Consider the following 21836-nt stretch of genomic DNA (forward strand, 5'->3'; position numbering starts at 1 on the left):
GGTACTGGCTCGTTATCGGTAGACGGTCAGGGACAGGCCGCCGAACAGGCAGGCGAACAGGCACACGCGGAACAGCGCCGGGTGCCAGGTGAAGCGGTACAGGCCGATGGAGGCGAAGATGCGGTCGAGGCCCCAGCAGATCACCGCCGCGACCACGAAGAGCGCGGTGAGGGTCGGCATGTAGACGCCGTGGAAGGCGATTTCCCGCGGCAGGTCGTCAAGCAGCATGGCTGGCGGTTCCTTGGCTGGCATCACGCAGCGGCGACTGCGGGTCGAGCAGCGTGGTGCGGATGAAGTGCAGGTAGCTGACCACCCGGCGCAGGGGCGAACTCTCGAAGTCCGGCGCGCACGGCTCCTCGGTGGCCTTGGTGGTGAGTATGGCGTGCTCCACGGCGGCCAGGGCGCGCTCGCGGTTGGCCTCGCCCGGCTGCATGAACAGGCGGATCAGCGCCCGGCCCATGCTGCGGATGGCCTGGCGCCAAGGCATGGCCTCGGCGTAGCAGGGCTCGTCCGGCAGGCGCTCCTGCTCGTTGCGCAGCTCGATGACAGCATGGCCCACCTCCAGCACCAGGAACATCCAGCGCAGCAGGCCGCGCTGCACGTCCGGGCGGCGGGCGGCGACGCCGTAGGCCTGGTTCATCAGGTCGCGGGTGCCGCTCTCGAAGGTGGCTTCCAGGCCCGCGCCCCTGCCGCTGATGGCCTGCACCACGCGCATGCGCAGGTCCTTCTCCAGGCGCCGCCACAGCCAGGCGCTGGTGGGCGGCAGCAGCACCGCCACCATCAGCGCGGCGCAGCTCTGCGACAGCACCAGGGCGATGTACTCGTTGAGCATGCGCCCGGCGTCGTAGACGGTCATGTTGGCCGGGATGGCGCCGAAGCTGAAGAACACCAGCAGGCCCAGGCCGTAGCCGCCGTAGGCCGGCTTCACCGAGAGGAAGGCGCCCAGGGCGAACACCGGGGCCAGGGCCGCGCACAGCAGCGGGAAGCCGTCCAGGTGGGGGAACACGAAGAAGGTCTCGGCGAAGCCGAAGATGGCCGCGAAGAAGGTGCCCACGGCCATCTGCATGGCCAGCCTGGCCGGGTCCGGCACGGCCGAGACCAGCGCCGCCACCGCCGCAGCGTTGAGCACGAAGGTGCTGCCGCTGGGCCAGGCGGTCTCGATCCAGAACAGGCCGAACACCAGGATCATGATGGTGGTGCGCGCCCCGGCGACCAGCGAGCCGACCATGTTGGCCTTGGGCGAGAAGCCGAACTTCCAGTTCTCCCGTTCGTGGCGGTGGTCGGCCAGGGAGGCGTGGGTCAGGGCGTAGTTGTGCAGGTCGGCCACCAGGCGGTAGAGCAGCTCGGCGGCGGTGTTGAAGTCCAGCCGCTCGCCCACGTCCTCGACCTTCTCGCGCACACTGGCGCGGGCCTCGCGGATGCACTGCATCAGGCGCTGGCGGCGCATTTCCAGCTGCTCGGCCAGGGCCGCGGCGTCGCGGTCCAGCAGCGGCTTGCCCTGCCACGGCCCGAGCACTTCGCGCAGCTCGTCCAGGCACGGCTCCAGGGCTTCCAGCACGCGCTCGCCGCCCTGGCTGCGCAGGCGTTCGAGCAACTGGTGCAGGGCGTGGTAGCGGGTGGTCAGGACCATGAACTCGTTGTTCAGGCGCGCCAGGCGGCCGCTGCGCAGGCGCATGTGCGGGTCCTCGAAGCGCGTGGCGCTGCGCAGCGCCTCCAGGCCCACGGCCTGGGACACGAAGTTGACGTTGGCCGCCTCGAAGCGCTGGCGCTGGCCGCCGCCGAGGTTGTCGAGGACGAACCAGGCGAAGGCGCCGAAGCGCTGGTACAGGGCGTTGCGCATGGCCGCGGCGGAGGTCTGCGGCAGCACCACGGCGCTGACCACGGTCGAGCAGAGGATGCCCAGGCTGATCTCCAGCACCCGCCACACCGCCGACATGAAGGCGGCTTCCGGGTGCAGGGTGGCCGGCAGGCCGATGAGTGTCGCGGTGTAGCCGGCCAGCACGCAGGCGTAGGAGCGGAAGTCGCGGTAGCGCGCGGCGCCGGCGGTGCAGGCGCCGACCCACAGCGCCACCACCAGCAGGAACAGCACCCGCTCCTGGGCGAACACGGCGATCAGCGCCACCATCACCGTCAGCCCGACGAGGGAGCCGAGGATGCGGTAGAAGCTCTTGGCGAACACCTGGCCGCTCTGCGGCTGCATCACGATGAACACGGTGATGGTGGCGGTGCTCGGCTGCGGCAGCTCCAGGCGCATGGCCAGCCACAGGGTGAGCATGGCGGCGGTCAGCACCTTGGCGACGTAGACCCAGGTCACGCCGTCGCTGCGCGCCCACTCGAAGAAGGCGCGGCGCACCTCCTCCAGCGGCGAGCGGGTCTGCAGGGCTTGGCTGTTGGCCATCTCAGCGTTCGCCCAGGGGTTTCACGGAAACGCTCTCGGGGACCATCTGCCGCTCGCCCGGGGCGTCCTTGGGCGCCATCAGGCCGCCGCCGAGGGCCACCACCAGGCCGGCGTGGGTCTCCAGGCGCGCGGCCTGCACCTGCTGCAGCGTCAGCTGCTGCTGGAACAGGCGGGTCTGGGCGTTGAGCACGTTGAGGTAGTCGGTCAGGCCGCCGCGGTAGGCCTTGGTGGCGATGTCGTAGGTCTTCTGCGCGGACGCCACCGCCTGCTCGGCCAGGGTCTGCTGCTTCTCCATCGAATGGGTGCGGATCAGCTGGTCGGAAACGCCCTTGAGCGCCTGCACCAGGGTCTGGTTGTACTGCGCCACGGCGGCATCGTAGCCGGCCGACTCCTGGCCCAGCTGGGCGCGGCGGCGGCCACCGTCGAAGATCGGCAGGGAGATCGCCGGGCCCGCGCTGTAGGTGAACTTGCGCGCGGTGATGAACTCCAGCATGCCGCCGCCGACGGCGCTGTAGCCCAGGCTGGCGATCAGGTCGACGTTGGGATAGAACTCGGCGCGGGCCACGTCCACGCCCTTGGCTTGTGCTGCGACCTTCCAGCGCATGGCGACCACGTCCGGGCGGCGGCCGACCAGTTCCAGCGGCAGCGCGCTGGGCAGGCCCGGCTGCCTGGCCAGGGCCAGCTGCGGCCGCTTGAGCGCGGCACCGGCACCCGGGCCCTTGCCGGCCAGGGCGGCGATCTGGTTGCGCGACAGCGCGATGGCTTCTTCGATGGCGTCGATCTTGCGCTTGGTCTCCGGCAGCGGCACCTCGGCCTCGCTGACCTCGAACTGGGTGCCCAGGCCCCCGGCCAGGCGGCGCTGGGCCAGGGAGAGGATCTGTTGCTGCTGCTCGAGCATGGCCTCGGCGATGTCCAGCTCGGCGTACTGCAGCGACATCTGGATGTAGGCACGGACGACGTTGTTTTCCAGCTCCAGCTGGGCCATGCGCGCCTCGGCGGCGGTCATGTAGGCCACGTTCATGTAGCGCTCGGTGTTGCTGCGCTCGCGGCCCCAGAGGTCGAGGTTGTAGGAGAAGCCCAGCGCGGCGTTGTTGTTCCAGCTGGTGGTGTCGGCCAGGTCGCCCGGGCCGTAGAAGTAGTCGGTGGGCCACCTGTGGCGCAGCAGCGAGGCGTCGCCGTTGACCTGCGGCGCCTCGGCGGACTCGGCCACCCCGGCCATGGACAGCGCCATGCGCACCCGCGCCTCGGCCTCGGAAAGGCTCGGGCTGTTGTCCAGGGCGGTTTGCACCCAGGTGTTCAACTGCGGGTCGCCGAAGGCGCGCCACCACTGCTCGGCCGGCCACTTCGCATCGCGGTTGGCGGACTGGATGGCGGCATCGGTGGCCAGCTGGTCATTGCCCAGGCGCTGTTCCTGCGGGGCGATGCCATGGGTACTGATGCAACCGGCAATTGTTGAGAAAACGACAAAGGAGCCGACGAACGCCAGTCCTTTCACGAGGTGACGCGACACGGTTGAGGGTCCTGGAGGGTGGGCTTGCTGTTTCAGCGTAGAGGATGCCGAAGAAACCATTCGGGCGAGTAAATTCTAGGGAGACGGGGCGAAACGGATAAGACGGCCAATTTGTGAATCTTTATTACCAATAATGAAATAATGTGGCCGGATGTCTCATGTGACAATAGGTCACCCTGTCGTTCCCGAGGGCTCCGAATGGACACTCTGCAAACCATGCGCGCGTTCGTCTGCGTGGCCGAGACCGGCAGCTTCACCGCCGCGGCCCAGCAGCTGGGCACCACCACCGCCTACGTCTCGCGCGCCGTGGCCAACCTGGAAACCCACCTGCGCGCGCGCCTGCTCAACCGCACCACCCGGCGCATCGCCTTGACCGAGGCGGGCCAGCGCTACCTGCTGCGCTGCGAGCAGATCCTCGCCTACGTCGAGGAGGCCGAAGCCGAGGCCGGCGACGCCCACGCCCGCCCCGCCGGGCGCCTGCGTGTGCACTCGATGACCGGCATCGGCCAGCACTACGTCATCCGCGCCATCGCCGGCTACCGCCAGCAGCACCCGGAGGTCAGCTTCGAGCTGACCATGGCCAACCGCGTGCCCGACCTGCTCGACGAAGGCTTCGACGTGGCCATAGTAGTGGCCACCGAGCTGCCCGACTCCGGCCTGGTGTCGCAGCGCATCGGCGAGACCTACAGCATCCTCTGCGCCTCGCCCTCCTACATCGAGGCCCGCGGCGCGCCGCGCACCCCCAGCGACCTGGTCAACCACGACTGCCTGCGCCTGGTCAGCCCGGTGCTGGCCCTGGACAAATGGCTGTTCGACGGCCCCAACGGCCAGGAAATGATCACCGTCGGCCCGCCGACCTTCCAGGTCAACGTCGGCGACGCCATGACCGAGGCCATCCGCTGCGGCATGGGCGTGGGCGCGCTGCCGGTGTATTCGGCGCTGGAGGGCCTGGAAGACGGCTCGCTGGTGCGCGTGCTGCCGCACCACAAGCTGCAGTTGCTCAACGTCTACGCCCTGTACCCCTCGCGCCAGTACCTGGACGCCAAGATCAAGACCTGGGTCGGCTACCTGCGCGAGAACCTGCCCGGCGTGCTGCAGGCCGACGAGGCCGGCATGGCGCGCCCGCACCTGGCGCCGTGAGGCCCGGCGCGGCGCCGGCCGCGCGATAACCGCACCGCATCGCCGCCGCCGGGGCCGCCGGGGCCGCCGGGCTTGCCAAGGGCGGTGGCGGGGATGCTAGGGTTGCGCTCCCGTCTGTCAGTCGTTGCCTTCCCGAACATGAAAAAGAACGTCTTCGTCTTCAGCCGCCTGGCGCCCGAACACCTCGAACGCCTGCGCGGCCAATTCAACGTCAGCGTGCTCGATCCCAAGCAGGGCGAGGTCGACGCCCAGCTCGCCGCCGCCCTGCCCCAGGCCCACGGCATGATCGGCGTCGGCCGCCCGCTGGGCGAGAAGCAGCTGGCCCAGGCCGGGCAGCTGGAAGTCATCTCCAGCGTCTCGGTGGGCTACGACAACTACGACCTGGCCTACCTGAACCAGCGCGGCATCGCCCTGACCAACACCCCGGACGTGCTCACCGAGACCACCGCCGACCTCGGCTTCGCCCTGATCATGGCCACCGCCCGGCGCACCGCCGAGCTGGACGCCTGGACCAAGGCCGGCCACTGGAAGCGCACCGTGGACGCGGCGCAGTTCGGCGTCGACGTGCATGGCAAGAAGCTCGGCATCCTCGGCCTGGGCCGCATCGGCGCGGCCATCGCCCGCCGCGGCCGCTTCGGCTTCGACATGGACATCCTCTACCACGGCAACACCCGCAAGCCGGAGCTGGAGCAGCAACTGGGCGCGCGCTTCTGCGGCTTCGACGAACTGCTCGGCGAGGCCGACTTCGTCTGCGTGGTGGTGCCGCTGTCCGACGCCACCCGCAAGCTGATCGGCAAGCGCGAGCTGGAGCTGATGAAGCCCAGCGCCATCCTGGTCAACATCGCCCGCGGCCAGGTAGTCGACGAGGCGGCGCTGGTGGAGGCGCTGCAGGACAAACGCATCCTCGCCGCCGGCCTGGACGTGTACGAGAAGGAACCCCTGGCCGAATCGCCGCTGTACGCCCTGCCCAACGCGGTGACCCTGCCGCACATCGGCTCGGCCACCCACGAGACGCGCCGCGCCATGGCCGAATGCGCCCTGGCCAACTTCGAGGCGGCGCTGCGCGGCGAACGGCCGAAGAACCTGGTCAACCCGCAGGTGTGGAAGGGCTGATCCGAGCGTAGGGCGTATGACCGTTCGCGGTCATACGCCGATACACCCCACTCCATCGGCAACTTCGTGGCTGACCTTGGCGCTGGCTGGGGCCCATTTCGGCAATACCACGGCACGGTCTGATGCCACGGCTAAGCGGCGTATAACGCAGAGCGTTATACGCCCTACGTCCTTGCCAACCGTGTCGCCGGCTCCGGCTTCGGCTTGCGGAACACCAGCACGTTGCCGGCCATCACCAGCGCCAGCCCGGCCAGGGCCGGCGCGCTCCACTGGTAGCCCTCCATGAACGCCGAAACGTTCAGCGCCACCACCGGGAACAGCACGGTGCAATAGGCCGCGCGCTCCGGCCCCATGCGCCCGACGAGGGTCAGGTAGGCGGTGAAGCCGATCACCGAGCCGGGAATCGCCAGGTACAGCAGCGAACCGACGTAGCGCGCGCTGCCGTCGAAAGTGAAGGGCACGCCCTGCACCAGGCAGATCGCCAGCAGGATCAGCGCGCCGTAGAGCATGCCCCAGGCATTGGTGCTCAGCGGGCGCAGCCCGGCTTTCTGCTGCAGGCTGGACAGCAGGTTGCCGGCGGAGAAGCACAGCGTGCCCAGCAGGGCCAGGCCCAGGCCGTAGAAGGTCTCGCGGCTGGCGGCGTGGCCGGTCAGCTCCGGCCAGAACAGCAGGGCCAGGCCGAGCAGGCCCAGGGCGCCGCCGCCGGCGACGTTCGGGGCGATGCGCTGGCCGAAGAAAAGGCGCGCGTTCAGCGCGTTCCACAGGGTGGCGGTGGAGAACACCACGGCGATCAGCCCGCTGGGGATCCACTGGCTGGCGATGTAGAAGCACAGGAAGTTCACGCAGAACAGGCACACCCCCTGGGCCAGGCACAGCGCCTGGCCGCGCCGGCCCAGCGGTTGCAGGCGGCGGCTGAGCAGGAGGATGGCGAACAGCACCAGGGCCGCCAGGGCGAAGCGGTAGGCGATGGACAGCGGGATGGCCACCGCCCCCACCTGCAGCTTGATGGCGATCCAGGTGGTGCCCCAGATGAGCACCGTGAGCAGGTAGAGCGACAGGTTCATGGCTGGCCTCCGGTCATGGGAGGCCAGTTTCCGCCCTCGGGCAGGGGCGCCGCTTGCAGATTCTTGCGCTTATTGCGACAACCGGGCTGGCAACGCGCGCGGGCGCGGGTAGAGTGATGGCCTAGAGGAGTCGCCCCATGTCCGCCATCGAACAGCTGCAGGTCTTCCAGTCCATGAACAGTTCGCCCAACGCCCGCCTGGAGCGTTGCGCCGAGCTGGGCGACGGCCTGTCCGCGGCCATGTGGAGCAACCGCCACGACGCCCGCGACTACGTCTCGCCGGACCACCACACGCTGTCCTGCTACCTGGACGGCGGCACCGGCACCTTCCGCCGCGGCGCCCCCGGCGCCAAGGGCGCGCCGGACAAGCTGTGCATCATGCCGGCCGGCGAGGAAGCCTCGTGGATCGTCAACGGCGACATCCGCCTGGCGCACCTGTACTTCAGCCCGGAACGCTTCGCCCTGGGCTGCGTGCAGCTGTTCGACCGCGAGCCGCGCGAGCTGCAGCTGCGCGAAAGCACCTTCCTCGACGACCCGCAGCAGGCCGCGCGCTTCCGCCAGCTGGTGCGCCTGGACTGGCGGGAACCGGGCGAGCGCCTGCACACCAGCAGCCTGGCCCAGGCCATCATCGACCACGCCCTGCTCACCCAGGTCGGCCGCCGCGACGGCCTGCGCCTGAAGGGCGGCCTGGCCCCGGCCCTGCGCCGGCGGCTGTGCGAGTACATCGAGCAGAACCTGGCCGAGCCGCTCAGCCTGGGCGAGCTGGCGGCGCTGGCGGCGCTTTCGGAATACCACTTCGCACGCATGTTCCGCGAAAGCTTCGGCATGCCGCCTCACCAGTACGTGCTGGCCCAGCGCCTGGCCCGCGCCTGCGAGCTGCTGCGCCAGGGCAGCCTGGCGCTGAGCGAAGTGGCCCTGGCCTGCGGTTTCTCCAGCGCCAGCCACTTCGGCAACCGCTTCCGCGCGGCGCTGGGGGCCACGCCGGGGGAGTATCGGGTGGCGTTCAGTAGCTGAACGAGGGGCTTTTCGTAGGAGCGAGGGGGACGCCTAGTTCTTGCTCGCGAAGGGGGCTTATCCTGGCGTCATTGGTGTTTGGATGAACTCCGTCCCCTCTCCCCAACCCTCTCCCTGAAGGGAGAGGGGGCTGTCCGTGCCGAGAGAAGGCTAGGTTTCAGCCGGTAGCTTTCGATGCTGCCGGCTAACTCCAGAACATCCATTTCTGCCCAACGGTCCCCTCTCCCTTCAGGGAGAGGGTTAGGGAGAGGGCGCTCTTAACCCCAACACCAGAGCAACCGGGAATACTCCATTCGCGAGCAAGCTCGCTCCTACAAGAGCATCCCCAGCAATCACCCCAATACCGCCAACACCCCACCCACCAGCGGCACCCCCGCCGCCGCCGGCAGCGCCAGGCGTGGCAGCCAGGCCAGCAGGGCCACCAGGGTAATGCTGGCGAGCATCAGCAGGCAGGCCCAGTAGACCAGCCCCAGCTCGATGCCCAGCAGGTGGATGCAATAGGCCACTGCCAGGCCGCCGTCCACCAGCGCCACGCTGCGCAGCAGGCGCACGCGGCCCTCGCTGGGCGCGCTGCCGAACAGCTCGCGGTGGTGGCGGGCGAGCCCCAGGCAGGCGGCGGTCATCGCCAGCAGGTTGAGACCGAAGACCAGCAGCATCAGGCGTACTCCCCTTCCACGCGTTCACGTCGGCGCGCCCTGGTTTCGGGCGCCCGCGGGCGGCCCAGGCGCCAGGCCAGGGCGGCGCACAGCGCTCCGCTGAACAGCAGCGCCAGGTCGACACCGGCGAGCAGCCAGTCGCCGCGGGCCAGGCTGCTGGTCAGGCGGCCCGGCTCGGGGCCGAACAGCCCCAGCAGCGGCAGGCCGAGGGCCAGCACGGCGGCGGCCAGCGCCTGCTCGCGGGCGGTGCGGCCGCTGCCCTGGCGCCACGCCGCGTGCAGCAACGCCAGCAGCCAGACCACCACGAAGGTGCCGGCTTCCCAGCGTTGGCGCTGCAGCAGTTCCACCGGCAGCAGGCGCGAGGCCGCCAGCAGGCCCAGGCTGGCCAGGGGCAGGCCGCCGCAGACCGCGGCATTGAGCGTGCGCACCAGGCCCAGGCCGGCGCTGCCGCGGGCTTCGCGCTTGGCCACCCAGACCTGCAGGCCGCCGAAGATCATCCCGCAGCCGGCCAGGCCCAGCAGCAGGTAGAGGACGCGCACCAGGGGGCCGCCGAACTGCGCCATGTGCAGCCCGGTGAGCCAGGCGTAGGTCTTGTAGCCGTTGCCGTAGGGCGGCTGCACGTGCAGCAGCGCGCCACTGCCGGCATCGAAGGAGACGGTGCGCTGGTCGTTGACCATGCCGCGGTCCACGGCCCTGCGGATCTGCACCATGGAGGAGGCGTCGTTGGGGTGCTCGAGGTTGATCCAGCCCAACCGGCTGTCGTCGCCCCACAGCTCGTGGGCGCGCTCGACCATGCGCGAGATCGGCTTCGGCGGCTTCGCCGGGCGGCCCAGCTCCTCGCGGTCGAAGGCGTGCTGCACCTCGTGCTCGAAGCGCTCGAAATCGCCCTTGTAGGCGACCTTGATGCCGGCCTGCATGTACAGGGTGATGAAGATCACCAGCCCGGTGTAGGCCAGCAACACGTGGAACGGCAGGCCGACCACCCCCAGCACGTTGTGCGCGTCGAGCCAGCTGCGCTGGCGCGCCGCCTTCGGCCGCAGGGTGAAGAAGTCCTTGAAGATGCGCCGGTGGACGATCACCCCGCTGACCATTGCCACCAGCATGAACATCCCGGCGATGCCGACGATGTAGATGCCCGGGGTGCCGGCGTGCAGGCCGTAGTGCAGCTCGAAGAAGAAGCCGCCGCCGACGGTCTTCGGCAGTTCCTCGCCGGTCTGGGCGTCGATCAGGAAGGAGCGGAAGGCGCTGAGGTCGCTGGGCACCCAGCCGGCGGTCCAGTAAGGCCCGCGCTCGGTCGGCGGCAGCATCCAGTAGGCATGGGCCTTGGGCGCGCGCTCGACCAGGGCGGCATGGACCTGGTCCACGCCCACCGCCGGCTGCGGCGCCTGGTGCAGCTGCGGCAGCATCCAGCGCGTCAGCTCCGGCTCGAAGCACGACAGGCTGCCGGAAAAGATCACCACGAACAGCAGCCAGCTGACCAGCAGGCCGCTCCAGGTATGCAGGCCGGACATCGACTGGCGCAGGCTCATGGGCGCACCCCGAAGTCGTGGGGCAGGAACGCGGCCAGCGCCAGCAGCGCGCTCAGCGCCAGCGGCACCAGGCAGGCGCGCCAGGTGCTGCGGGCGGCGAACACGTAGAGGATGGCCACCACCCAGACCATGAAGCAGCCCAGGCTGGCGAAGGCCACGCGGTCGGCGCGGGCCAGCGGCAGGTAGACGCTGAGGAAGGCGGTGCTGGTGTAGGCCAGGGCGTAGCCGCCGAAGAGTGCTGCCAGGATGCGTGCGCTGAGCTGTGCGCCGAAGCGGCCCTTGCTGCTCATGGGCGCACCTGGGGCTGGAACGGCGGGAATCCGGACGGGTGCATGGCTGTGCTCACCTGCTGACAGAAGTTCACCCCGAACAGGGGTAGGCAAAAGCGGAAATTTATATGAAATGCGTTCGCATTTGAAAGAGATACGCAAGAACAGATGTGAATAACTGTGTGCGCCATACGCGCCATCAGGTATTCCAGGCCGTGAAACGGGCGGTTCCGGGTTCGACCTTGGCGTGGCCTGTGGCCAAGGTGAAACGGCGTATAACCGCGAACGGTTATACGCCCTACGTCACGGGAACGCCCGACGTAGGGCGCATAACGCCACAGGCGTTATCCGCCGCTTGGCCTTGGCCCCAGACGCGCACCGATCACCAGCGGTAGGTAGCGCTGCCCAGCACGTTGCGGCCGTTGCCGTAGATGCAGCGAGTGGCGTCGTAGCAGCCGGCGATGTACTCGCGGTCGGTCAGGTTGGTGGCGTTGACGGCGAAGCGCCAGGGGCCGGTGTCGTAGTGCACGGCGGCGTCCAGCAGGGTGTAGCTGGGCACGTTCAGCGAGTTGTCCGGGGCGCCCGGGCTGCGGCCGTTGTAGCGCACCCCGGCGCCGAAGCCCAGGCCCTTGAGTAGCCCGTCATGCAGGGTGTAGTCGGCCCACAGCGAGGCGATGTTGCGCGGCGTGGGGATGCTGATCGGCGTCTTGCCGTCGCTTTCGTCGTTGGCCTTGGTGTTCTTCACGTCCTGGTAGGTGTAGGTGGCGATCAGGTTCAGCTCGCGGCTCAGCGCGCCCACCGCCTCCAGCTCCAGGCCGCGCGAGCGCACTTCGCCGGTCTGCACGTAGCTGTTGACGTGGGTGGGGTCGGTGTCCGGGGTCAGCACGTCGCGCTGGGTGATCTCGAACACCGCCGCGGTCACGCTGCTGTCCGAGCCCTTGGGCTGGAACTTCACGCCCACCTCGTACTGCTTGGCGCGGGTCGGGTCGAAGGGCTTGCCGGCGTAGTCGGTACCGGCGTTGGGGGTGAAGCCCTCGCTGTAGCTGAAGTACGGCGCCAGGCCGTTGTCCGCCAGGTAGACCAGGCCGACGCGGCCGCTGAAGGCCTCGTCCTTCTGGCTGGTGTGGCTGCTGGCGGCGGTGCTCCAGCTGTCGGTGCTGGCGCTGGCCCAGTCGTAGCGGCCGCCCAGGGACAGCACCCAGTGCTCGTCGAAGTGCAACTGGTCCTGCAGGTAGACGCCGGTCTGGCGCGAGGTCTGGTCGCTGTAGGTCCAGTCGTCGGCGGTGAAGGCCGAGGCGTCCACCGGGCCGTAGGACGGGCCGCCGTAGAGGTCCAGCGGAGTGGTCAGCACGTAGGCCTGCGGGTCCCTGGTGTGCTGGCGCTGCCAGTCCAGGCCCAGCAGCAGGGTGTGGCGCAGCCAGCCGGTGGCGAAGTCGGCCTGGGCCTGGTTGTCCAGGGTCCAGCGGCTGTACTCGGGGTTCTCGATGCCGGCATAGCGCAGCAGGGTACGGTCGTCGCCCATGCCCCAGTAGGCCATGGTGCCGACGCCGTAGACCATGTTGTCGTTGAGGTCGAGGTGGGCGTAGCGCAGATTCTGGCGCACCTGCCAGACGTCGTTCAGGCGTTTCTCGAACTCGTAGCCCAGGCTGTACTGCTCCTTCTCGTATTTGGAGAAGTGCTCGTCGCCGGTGAAATAGCTGCGGTGGATCTTGCCGTAGGCACTGTGGTTCAGCGTGCCCGAGGCCGGCAGGAAGTTGTCCTGGGCGTTGCTGTCGTCCTTCAGGTAGCTGGCCAGCAGGGTCAGGCGGGTGTCCTCGTCGGGCTGCCAGCTCAGCGATGGCGCCAGGGCCACGCGGCGGTCTTCCCAGGGGGTGTCGCGGATGTCGCCGTCATGGCCGACCATGACCACGCGGTAGCTCCACACCCCGGCGTCGTCCAGCGGGCCGGTGCTGTCGAGGCCCAGCTGCTTGCGCGCATCGCTGCCGTACTGCACCTGGACCTCGTGCTGGGCCACGGTGCTCGGGCGCTTGGACACCTGGTTGATCACCCCGCCCGGGTCGCCCTGGCCGTAGAGCACGCCGGCCGGGCCGCGCAGCACTTCCACGCGCTCCAGCATGTAGGGGTCGACCATCCAGCTGGCCAGGTTGATGGTGGTGGGCAGTTGCAGGCCGTCCTGGTAGGTGGTCGGCGAGAAGCCGCGGATCACCGTGTACCAGTCCGAGCGGTTGTTGGAGCCGTAGGAGGACACGCCCGGAGTGTAGCGCAGCGCCTCGTTCACCGACTGCACGCCCTGGGCTTCCATGCGCTCGCGGGTGACCACCGAGATGGACTGCGGGGTCTCGTGGATCGGCGTGTCGGTCTTGGTCGCGGTGACGCTGCGCCTGGCCACGTAGCCATGCACCGGGCCCCTGGGGTCTTCCTCGGCCCGGGCGGTGATGGTCTGCGCCTTCATTTCCAGGGCGCCCTCGGTGGCGCTGCGCTGCAGGCGGTAGCTGCCGTCGGCGCTGGATTCGGCGGCCAGGCCGCTGCCCGAGAGCAGCACGGCGAAGCCGGCGTCCACCGGGTAGTCGCCTTCCAGGCCCTGGCTGCGCAGGCCGCGGGTCAGCGCCGGGTCGAAGGTCAGCAGCACGCCGGCCTGGCGCGCATATGCATTGAGCGCATCTTCCAGGCTGCCGGCCGGCACCTTGAAGTGCACCGCGGCCGGGGCGGCCAGGGCGGGTACGGCGACAACCAGCGGCAGGCTGGCGACCAGGCCCAGGGTGGCGATGCGCAGGGCGCGCAGCAGCGGGCGCGGCGACGTGTTGGGGAAGCGGGACATGCTGTGGATTTCCTCGTTCGCACAGGCGGGATTGCACAGAGGCCGAACGACCGTGGAAAACCTGCAGAAGAAAATGAAACTATTTTTCAGCGCCCCCGCCGGGCCTGTTCCATGGCCCGTTCGAGCAGTTGGAAGACCCGCGGAGACTGGCACTGGGCGACGTTGAAGCGCAGGAAGTCCGGCGCGTTCTGGCCCAGGCTGAAGACGTTGCCCGGCGCCAGCACCATGCCCTGCTCCAGCGCCGCGCGGGACACCGCCGCGGCATCCAGCCCGGCCGGCAGCCGCGCCCAGACGAACACCCCGCCGCGCGGCTCCAGCCAGGGCTGCAGGCCCAGGCCGCGCAGGCGCGCCAGGGTGTCGCCCATGGCCTCGGCCAGGCGCGCGCGCAGGCTTTCCATGTGCCGGCGGTAGCCGCCCTTGCGCAGCAGTTCGTGGAGCAGCTCGGCGTTGAACGGGCTGTTGCCGAAGGAGGTGGCCAGCTTCAGGTCCACCAGTTGCTCGCACCACTGCGGGCGCGCCGCGATGTAGCCGCAGCGCACCGAGGCGGACAGCGTCTTGGAGAAGCTGCCGACCTGGATCACCCGCTGCAGGCCGTCGAAGGCGGACAGCCGCGGCGCCTGCTCGTGCTCGAAGTCGGCGAAGATGTCGTCCTCGACTATCAGCAGGTCATGGGCCTCGGCCAGCTTCAGCAGGCGGTGCGCCACCAGCGGCGAGAGCTGCGCGCCGGTGGGGTTGTGGAAGGCCGAGTTGGTGATGTACAGGCGCGGCCGGTGGCGCTGCAGGATTGCGCCGAGGGCCTCGATGTCCGGACCGTGCGACGTGTAGGGCACGCCGATGGCCACCGCGCGGTGGGCGCGCAGCAGGGCCTGGAAGTTGAAGTAGCCGGGGTCGTCCACCAACACCTCGTCGCCGGGCTCCAGCAGGAAGCGGCAGACCAGGTCGATGGCGTGGGTACCCCCGTCGGTGAGCACTATCTGCTGCGCGCCGACCTGCAGGCCATAGTCGCCCAGGCGCCGCGCCAGCTGCTCGCGCAGGCCGGCATGGCCGTAGGGACGGCCGTACTCCAGGAGGCTCGACTGTGGCTCGCGGGCCAACTGGCGCAGGGCGCGGCGCAGCTCGTCCTCCGGCAGCCAGGACGGCGGCAGCCAGCCGCAGCCGGGCTTGAGCGCATCCTCGGCGGCCTCCAGCGACTGCCGGGAGATCCACAGCGGGTCGATGCTGCGGTCCAGCGCCGGGCCGATCTCGGCCAGCGACAGCGGCGGCAGCCGGCCACAGACATAGAAGCCGGAACCGCGCCGGGCGGCGATCAGGCCCTCGGCGGCGAGGCGCTCGTAGGCCTCCACCACGGTGCTCTTGGACACCTCCAGGCTCTGCGCCAGGGCGCGGATCGACGGCAGCCGCTCGCCCGGCACCAGGCTGCGCGCCGCCAGGCGCTCGCGTACCTGGCGCATCACCCCGTCCACCCGCGTCACGGCCATGGCCACCTCGACTGTACCGATAGAAATCCAGGACAGTTTGTTCGAATTGTACTGATCTGTCACTGGCCGCCCGCCCTCCCCCGCGCCACCATCGCCCCATCCCCTCTCGATTGGCGAATGCTCGATGAATGCATCTCTCGGCGGTTGGTTCAGCGGTTTCCTCGGCGTGCTCATCTTCAGCGGCTCGCTGCCGGCCACGCGGGTGGCGGTGGGCAGCTTCGAGCCGACCTTCCTGACCCTGGCCCGGGCCAGCATCGCCGGGCTGCTCGCCGCGGCCATCCTGTTCGTGCTGCGCCAGCGCCGGCCGGCACGCCAGGACATCCCGGCGCTGCTGGTGGTGGCCCTGGGCGTGGTGGTCGGCTTCCCGCTGCTCACCGCCCTGGCCCTGCGCCACGTCAGCTCGGCCCACGCCATCGTCTTCGTCGGCCTGCTGCCGCTGGCCACCGCCACCTTCGCCGTGCTGCGCGCCGGCGAGCGGCCGCGCCCGGCGTTCTGGGCGTTCTCGCTGGCCGGCAGCGCGGTGGTGGCCGGCTACGCCCTGAGCCAGGGCGGCGCCGGCAGCCTGCCGGGCGACCTGCTGATGCTGGCGGCCATCCTCGCCTGCGGCCTGGGCTACGCCGAGGGCGCGCGGCTGTCGCGGCACCTGGGCAGTTGGCAGGTGATCTGCTGGGTGCTGGTGCTGTCGTTGCCGCTGATGCTGCCGCTGACCCTCTGGACCTGGCCGGCCGACCTCGCCGCGGCCAGCCTGCCGGCCTGGCTGAGCCTGGGCTACGTGTCGCTGTTCAGCATGCTCATCGGTTTCTTCTTCTGGTACCACGGCCTGGCCCGCGGCGGCATCGCCGCGGTCGGCCAGCTGCAGCTGCTGCAGCCCTTCTTCGGCCTGGCCCTGGCCGGCCTGCTGCTGCACGAGCAGGTCAGCCCGCTGATGGCCGCCTCGACCCTGGTGGTGGTGGCCTGCGTGGCGGGGGCACGGCGCTTCGCCCGCTGAGCCGCCGGTGGCAGCACACCTCGGGAAATAGCGGTATCATCGGGCGTTTGTGTACTTCCCCGGGCTTGCCGGAAGGAACCTCCGATGACCCCACCCGCCGAGCCGCCGGCGGCGCCCGACGACCTGGCGCCGCGCCCGCGCCTGACCCTGGGCAGCCACGTGCACAGCGGCTTCGACCTGCGCAGCGGGCGCATGCAGAACATCGCCCGGCACCGCGCCGCGCTGGCCTTCCTGTATGCCGGCATGCCCGTCTCGGGGCCGATCAACCCGCGCACCGGCAGCGAGCTGCGGGTGTTCCGTGACGACCGCATCGTCCGCCTCAGCCGCCAGCCCGAGTGCGAGCAGCAGTTGCGCCAGCAGTTGCGCCAGTTCGGCTTCAAGCCGGCGATGCGGCGCAGCGACGCCCTGGAGGAAAGCGCCGGGGAGATGTTCGAGCTGCCCGACGACGCCACCTGGCAGCAGTTCATGCGCGAGGGCCTGCCGCAGCTGCGCGAGCGCGGCTGGGACGTGGACGTGCGCCCGGAGTTCGTCTTCGACCTGACGCCCATCGAGAACTGGTACGCCGAGATCGAGGAGACCGACGACCGCCAGTGGTTCGACCTGGAGCTGGGCATCGAGGTCGACGGCCGGCGCATCAGCCTGCTGCCGGCGCTGATCGAGCTGATCCGGCGCATGCCGGCGCTGCTCGACCCGGTCTCCCTGGCCCGCCACGCCGACGACGAGCAACTGGTGCTGCGCCTGGACGCCGGGCGCAACCCGGTGCACAGCTGGCAGACCGCCTCGGAGCGGCCGCTGCGGGTGGCCCTGCCCTTCGGCAAGCTGAAGCCGCTGCTGGGCACCCTGTCCGAGTTCTACCTGGGCGACCAGGCGCCGGTGCGCCGCCTGCGCATGGGCGCGCCGGACGCCGCGCGGCTCTCCGAGCTGGAAGAGCTGCCGCTGCGCTGGCAGGGCGGCGACGAGCTGCGCGAGATCGCCCTGCGCCTGCGCGACTACCGCGCCCAGCCGGCGCCGCTGCCCACGGGCCTGCGCGCCGAGCTGCGGGCCTACCAGCACGAGGGCCTGAGCTGGATGCAGACGCTGCGCGCGGTGGGCGCCAGCGGCATCCTCGCCGACGACATGGGCCTGGGCAAGACGCTGCAATCCCTGGCCCACGTGCTGCTGGAAAAACAGGCCGGGCGACTCACCGCGCCGGCCCTGGTGGTGATGCCCACCAGCCTGATCCCCAACTGGCTGGACGAGGCCGAGCGCTTCACCCCCGACCTGCGCGTGCTGGCCCTGCACGGCGCCGGCCGGCGCCGCGACTTCGCGAAGATCGAGGAACACGACCTCATCCTCACCACCTACGCCCTGCTCCCTCGCGACGCGGAGAAGCTCGGCAAGCACGCCTACCACCTGCTGATCCTCGACGAGGCGCAGAACATCAAGAACGCCGGCACCAAGGCGGCCCAGGCCGCGCGCCAGCTGAACGCGCGGCACCGCCTGTGCCTGACCGGCACGCCGCTGGAGAACCACCTGGGCGAGCTCTGGTCGCTGTTCCACTTCCTGCTGCCCGGCTGGCTGGGCGACGCCAAGCAGTTCACCCAGCACTACCGCACCCCCATCGAGCGCCACGGCGACCAGGCGCGCCTGGCCCACCTGGCCGCGCGCATCCGCCCCTTCCTGCTGCGCCGCACCAAGGAACAGGTGGCCTCGGAGCTGCCGCCCAAGAGCGAATTCATCCAGCACATCGAACTCAGCGAGGCCCAGCGCGACCTCTACGAGACGGTGCGCCTGGCCCTGGACCGCAAGGTGCGCGACGAGATCGCCCGCCGCGGCCTGGCGCGCAGCCGCATCATCATCCTCGAGGCGCTGCTCAAGCTGCGCCAGGTGTGCTGCGACATCCGCCTGGTGCAGAAGGACGCCCCGCCGGCCACCGGCCGCGCCAAGGCGGTGACCTCGGGCAAGCTGGAATACCTGCTGGACATGCTCGAGGAACTGCTCGCCGAGGGCCGCCGCGTGCTGCTGTTCTCGCAGTTCACCTCGATGCTCGCGCTGGTCGGCGAGGCCCTGCAGCAGCGCGGCATCGACTACGCCCTGCTGACCGGCGACAGCCGCGACCGCCGCCAGCCGGTGGAGGACTTCCAGCAGGGCCGCGTGCCGCTGTTCCTGATCAGCCTGAAAGCCGGCGGCGTGGGCCTGAACCTGACCGCGGCGGACACGGTGATCCACTACGACCCCTGGTGGAACCCGGCCGCCGAGAACCAGGCCAGCGACCGCGCCTACCGCATCGGCCAGGACAAGCCGGTGTTCGTCTACAAGCTGATCGCCCGCGGCACGGTGGAAGAGAAGATCCAGCTGCTGCAACGGGAAAAAGCCGCGCTGGCCGCCGGCATCCTCGAAGGCGCCGGAACGGATTGGCAGTTGGATGATGCCGATATCGACGCGCTGTTCGCGCCTTTGCCGAAGGCGGTTTGAGGTACCGGGGCGTCCGGCGTGGCCGGTGAGTCCAATCGCGGACGGAGTCCTCCTACGTCCGTGCTTCCTGGAACCGTAGGAGCGGACTCTGTCCGCGATTTGGCGCGTTATGCGCCCTACGAACTGGGCTGCCTGTAGGAGCGAGCTTGCTCGCGAATGGGCGTATCCCTTTGGCCACTGTTTTTGAGGCCAACTCCGCTCCCTCTCCCTAACCCTCTCCCTGAAGGGAGAGGGAACCGTTCGGAGCGCTTTGGTATTCCTGAGTCAGCCGGCAACACCTAGGGTTTCCGGCTGAAACCATTCCTTCTCTCGGCACGGACAAGCCCCCTCTCCCTTCAGGGAGAGGGCTGGGGAGAGGGCGCTCTTGAACCCAGCACCTACGCCACCGGCAAACACCAATTCGCGAGCAAGCTCGCTCCTACGAAAACACCTCAGCGCAACGTTAAAGCTGCGCCACGTGCCCCGCCGTCTGGTGCGCCCGCAGGTAGGGCAACACCGCCGCCAGCAGCGGCGCCTTGAAGGCTTCCTGGAAACGATGGGCCATGCCCGGAATGAGCTTCAGCTCGGCGCCGCGGATATGCGCCGCCACATGCACCCCATGCATCACCGGCAACAACGGATCGGCAGTGCCATGGATCACCAGGGTGGGCACGTCCAGGCGGTTGAGCAGGTCGACGCGACTGGGCTCGGCGAGGATCGCCAGCATCTGCCGCTGCACGCCCTCGGGGTTGAAGGCGCGGTCGTAGGACTGCGCCGCCTGGTGCAGCAGTTGCAGGCGGTCGTCCTTCACCTCCGGGCTGCCGAGCGCGGCCAGCAGGTCGGCCTGCTGCTCGATGGCCTGCTCGCGGCTGCCCGCCTCGCGCCGGGCCAGCAGTTTCAGCAGGCTGTCGCTGGGCGCCGGCAGGCCCTCGGCGCCGGAGCTGGTCATCACCAGGGTCAGGCTGAGCACCCGCTGCGGCGCAAGGTCCGCGACGTGCTGGGCGATCATCCCGCCCATGCTCGCGCCCAGCACGTGGGCCTGCTCGATGTGCAGCGCGTCCAGCAGGCGCAGGGCGTCCCAGGCCATGTCGGTGAGGCTGTAGGGCGCGCTGACCGGCAGGCCGAGGCGGTAGCGGATCACCTCGTAGGTGAGGTTGGCGCCGGGAGTGGGTACGCGCCAGGCGCTCAGGCCGACGTCGCGGTTATCGTAGCGGATGACGCGGAAGCCCTGCTGGCAGAGGGTCTGCACCACTTCGTCGGGCCAGTGGATGAGCTGGCCGCCCAGGCCCATGATCAGCAGCAGGGTCGGGTCCTTCGGCGAGCCTATGCTCTGGTAGGCCAGGCGCACGTCGCCCACGTCCAGGGTGTCGGTGGGTACCCGTGGATCGCAACGATCGCCGGCAAAGGCAGTGAGGGGCGCCAGGCACGACAGGGCCAGCGCCAGCAGAAACGCACGCATGTGAAAATCCGGAATGCAGAACCCCAGTGGAACCCGATTCTGATGAATTTCCGTGGAGCGCTCTGCCACACAACCGTGACACTTTGATGAAAGGCGCCGAGCGGTCGCCACCGGGCTGACCGGCGTCATGGCACGGGCGCGGCCGGCCCGGCATGGTGCGAAGGCCGCCGCCGTCCACCCGAGGGGTGCCCATGAGCTATCCGATCCTGCTGGTCCTGCACCTGCTGGCCGCCATCGCCTTCGTCGGCACCGTGTTCTTCGAGGTGCTGATCCTCGAGCGGGTGCGCCGCCACGTGCCGGAGGCCGCCCTGCGCACGGTGGAGCGCGCCCTCGGCCAGCGCCTGCGGCGGGTGATGCCCTGGGTGATCCTGACCCTCTTCGGCAGCGGCCTGGGCATGCTCAAGCTGCGCTACCTGCCGCTGCTGTCCCATCCGCTGGACTCGCCCTTCGCCACCCTGCTGAGCCTGAAGCTGCTGCTGGCCGCCAGCGTGCTCTGCCACTTCCTCTGCGCGATGTACCTGATGCACAGCGGCGGCATGACCGGACGGCGTTCGCGGGCCATCCACTACAGCGTCTTCACCCATGTCCTGGGCATAGTGCTGCTGGCCAAGGGCATGTTCTACCTGAGCTGGTAGGCCGGGTGGGGTACGGACAGGTCGACAGCGGGCTGCGTATGAGACAGACTCAACCCACTCGCGTTGAAATCAAGTTTTCCTCATGTTGGGTGCGGCGCCATGCTCGAGATTCGTCATCTGAAAACCCTCCACGCCCTGCGTGAAGCCGACAGCCTGGTGGAAGCCGCCGAACGCCTGCACCTGACCCAGTCCGCCCTGTCCCACCAGTTCAAGGAACTGGAGGACCGCCTGGGCCTGTCGCTGTTCATCCGCAAGACCAAGCCGGTGCGCTTCACCAGCGCCGGCCTGCGCCTGCTGCAGCTGGCCGACGCCCTGCTGCCGCAGATGCGCACTGCCGAGCGCGACCTGGCGCGCCTGGCCGGCGGCACCGCCGGGCGCCTGCACATGGCCATCGAGTGCCACAGCTGCTTCCAGTGGCTGATGCCGACCATCGACCAGTTCCGCGACGCCTGGCCGGAAGTGGAGCTGGACCTGGCCTCGGGCTTCTCCTTCGCCCCCTGCCGGCCCTGGCCCGCGGCGACCTCGACCTGGTGGTGACCTCCGACCCGGTGGACATCGCCGGCATCACCTACGTGCCGCTGTTCACCTACGAGGCGCTGCTGGCGGTGGACAACCAGCACCCGCTGGCCAGCAAGCCCTACATAGTGCCGGAAGACCTGGCCAACCAGACGCTGATCACCTACCCCATCGAGCGCGACCGCCTGGACATCTTCACCCGCTTCCTCGAACCGGCCGACGTCGAGCCGGCCCAGGTGCGCACCTCGGAGCTGACGGTGATGATGATGCAGCTGGTGGCCTCCGGCCGCGGCGTGTGCAGCCTGCCCAACTGGGCGCTGCACGAATACAGCTCGCGCGGCTACGTCACCGCCCGGCGCCTGGGCGAGAAGGGCCTGTACTGCACCCTGTACGCGGCCATCCGCGCGGACATGCTGGACGCCCCCTTCATGCGCGACTTCCTGCTGACGGCCAAGGACACCTCCTTCGCCACCCTGGAAGGGGTCAGCGCGGCGAAGGGGTAAGACATTGCGTAGGGCGAATAACGCGAAGCGTTATCCGCCGATCGAAATGCACGGATTCGGCCACGGCGCTCGGAACGGCGGCGTATGACCGCGAACGGTTATACGCCCTACCCCAAGGCATGGCATTCCCACCCGTAGGAGCGGACCTTGTCCGCGATAGCCAGAGGTTCCGGCGCGCTTCGCGGATAAGATCCGCTCCTACCGCCGCCCCATCCGCGCCATTCCCTGTAGGCGTGCCCTGCGCGTGAAATCGCGGACAGAGTCCGCTCCTACAGTGCAGGCGAGCATGGCTTCTCGTAGGAGCGAGCTTGCTC

The 21836-nt window shown here is 69.5% G+C and carries 16 protein-coding genes and 1 pseudogene; 7 read left to right on the top strand and 10 right to left on the bottom strand.

The annotated features are described in order from the left end of the window. Positions 1 to 12 precede the first annotated feature (12 nt). From PKO50_RS20130 to PKO50_RS20140, 3 genes are read right to left on the bottom strand one after another with little or no spacing between them, the layout of a single operon-like run. Positions 13 to 213, bottom strand: a complete 201-nt coding sequence (locus tag PKO50_RS20130) for a DUF1656 domain-containing protein (RefSeq protein WP_109933968.1) — start codon at positions 211 to 213, stop codon at positions 13 to 15. Between the two features lie 4 nt (positions 214 to 217). Beyond that, the gene (locus PKO50_RS20135) at positions 218 to 2398 is read right to left on the bottom strand and encodes an FUSC family protein (RefSeq protein ID WP_109933572.1); all 2181 of its coding nucleotides are present in this window, start codon (positions 2396 to 2398) and stop codon (positions 218 to 220) included. 1 nt (position 2399) lies between these two features. Further along, on the bottom strand, positions 2400 to 3893 hold the full coding sequence (locus PKO50_RS20140) for an efflux transporter outer membrane subunit (RefSeq protein ID WP_256595853.1): 1494 nt from the start codon (positions 3891 to 3893) through the stop codon (positions 2400 to 2402). A 213-nt stretch (positions 3894 to 4106) separates the two neighbouring features. On the opposite strand from PKO50_RS20140, the gene PKO50_RS20145 reads away from it, so the two are divergent. Beyond that, positions 4107 to 5048, top strand: a complete 942-nt coding sequence (locus PKO50_RS20145; protein WP_109933574.1) for a LysR family transcriptional regulator — start codon at positions 4107 to 4109, stop codon at positions 5046 to 5048. Positions 5049 to 5186: 138 nt separating this feature from the next. Next, positions 5187 to 6161: a D-glycerate dehydrogenase gene (locus PKO50_RS20150; protein ID WP_275627039.1), complete on the top strand. Its 975-nt coding sequence runs from the start codon at positions 5187 to 5189 to the stop codon at positions 6159 to 6161. A gap of 164 nt (positions 6162 to 6325) precedes the next feature. On the opposite strand, the gene PKO50_RS20155 is transcribed toward PKO50_RS20150, so the two are convergent. Then, a complete protein-coding gene (locus PKO50_RS20155; protein WP_275627040.1) occupies positions 6326 to 7225 on the bottom strand; it encodes a DMT family transporter in 900 nt (299 codons plus the stop codon). A 137-nt stretch (positions 7226 to 7362) separates the two neighbouring features. Between PKO50_RS20155 and PKO50_RS20160 the strand changes: the two genes are divergently transcribed. After that, positions 7363 to 8238, top strand: a complete 876-nt coding sequence (locus PKO50_RS20160; RefSeq protein WP_109933577.1) for an AraC family transcriptional regulator — start codon at positions 7363 to 7365, stop codon at positions 8236 to 8238. A gap of 332 nt (positions 8239 to 8570) precedes the next feature. On the opposite strand, the gene PKO50_RS20165 is transcribed toward PKO50_RS20160, so the two are convergent. From PKO50_RS20165 to PKO50_RS20185, 5 genes are all read right to left on the bottom strand, one after another. Continuing rightward, on the bottom strand, positions 8571 to 8894 hold the full coding sequence (locus PKO50_RS20165) for a DUF3325 domain-containing protein (RefSeq protein WP_275627041.1): 324 nt from the start codon (positions 8892 to 8894) through the stop codon (positions 8571 to 8573). Further along, positions 8894 to 10423 (bottom strand): PepSY-associated TM helix domain-containing protein, encoded by a 1530-nt coding sequence (locus PKO50_RS20170; protein WP_275627042.1) that lies wholly within the window; start codon positions 10421 to 10423, stop codon positions 8894 to 8896. Before PKO50_RS20170 ends, PKO50_RS20165 begins: the two co-directional genes overlap by 1 nt. After that, entirely contained in the window at positions 10420 to 10713 is a 294-nt protein-coding gene (locus PKO50_RS20175) for a DUF3649 domain-containing protein (protein ID WP_009619068.1), read from the bottom strand. The genes PKO50_RS20170 and PKO50_RS20175 overlap by 4 nt, the downstream gene beginning before the upstream one ends. Positions 10714 to 11074: 361 nt before the next feature. Then, positions 11075 to 13510 (bottom strand): TonB-dependent siderophore receptor, encoded by a 2436-nt coding sequence (locus PKO50_RS20180; protein WP_275627043.1) that lies wholly within the window; start codon positions 13508 to 13510, stop codon positions 11075 to 11077. Between the two features lie 86 nt (positions 13511 to 13596). Then, positions 13597 to 14988 carry a PLP-dependent aminotransferase family protein gene (locus PKO50_RS20185; RefSeq protein WP_275627044.1) on the bottom strand — a complete coding sequence of 464 codons (1392 nt, stop codon included), beginning with the start codon at positions 14986 to 14988 and terminating at the stop codon, positions 13597 to 13599. A 124-nt stretch (positions 14989 to 15112) separates the two neighbouring features. On the opposite strand from PKO50_RS20185, the gene PKO50_RS20190 reads away from it, so the two are divergent. Continuing rightward, positions 15113 to 15976, top strand: a complete 864-nt coding sequence (locus tag PKO50_RS20190; RefSeq protein ID WP_275627045.1) for a DMT family transporter — start codon at positions 15113 to 15115, stop codon at positions 15974 to 15976. Positions 15977 to 16402: 426 nt separating this feature from the next. Further along, positions 16403 to 18430: a DEAD/DEAH box helicase gene (locus PKO50_RS20195; RefSeq protein ID WP_109935814.1), complete on the top strand. Its 2028-nt coding sequence runs from the start codon at positions 16403 to 16405 to the stop codon at positions 18428 to 18430. A gap of 442 nt (positions 18431 to 18872) precedes the next feature. On the opposite strand, the gene PKO50_RS20200 is transcribed toward PKO50_RS20195, so the two are convergent. Next, positions 18873 to 19868 (bottom strand): alpha/beta hydrolase, encoded by a 996-nt coding sequence (locus PKO50_RS20200; protein ID WP_275627046.1) that lies wholly within the window; start codon positions 19866 to 19868, stop codon positions 18873 to 18875. Positions 19869 to 20059: 191 nt separating this feature from the next. Here PKO50_RS20200 and PKO50_RS20205 point away from each other — a divergent pair, with 191 nt between their 5' ends. Beyond that, a complete protein-coding gene (locus PKO50_RS20205; RefSeq protein ID WP_275627047.1) occupies positions 20060 to 20503 on the top strand; it encodes a hypothetical protein in 444 nt (147 codons plus the stop codon). Between the two features lie 99 nt (positions 20504 to 20602). Then, positions 20603 to 21522 (top strand): annotated as a pseudogene (gene metR / locus PKO50_RS20210) (transcriptional regulator MetR). The last annotated feature ends 314 nt before the right edge of the window (positions 21523 to 21836 follow it).

Origin of the sequence: Pseudomonas sp. 273 (assembly GCF_029201425.1) — a bacterium.
GTDB lineage: Bacteria > Pseudomonadota > Gammaproteobacteria > Pseudomonadales > Pseudomonadaceae > Pseudomonas > Pseudomonas delhiensis.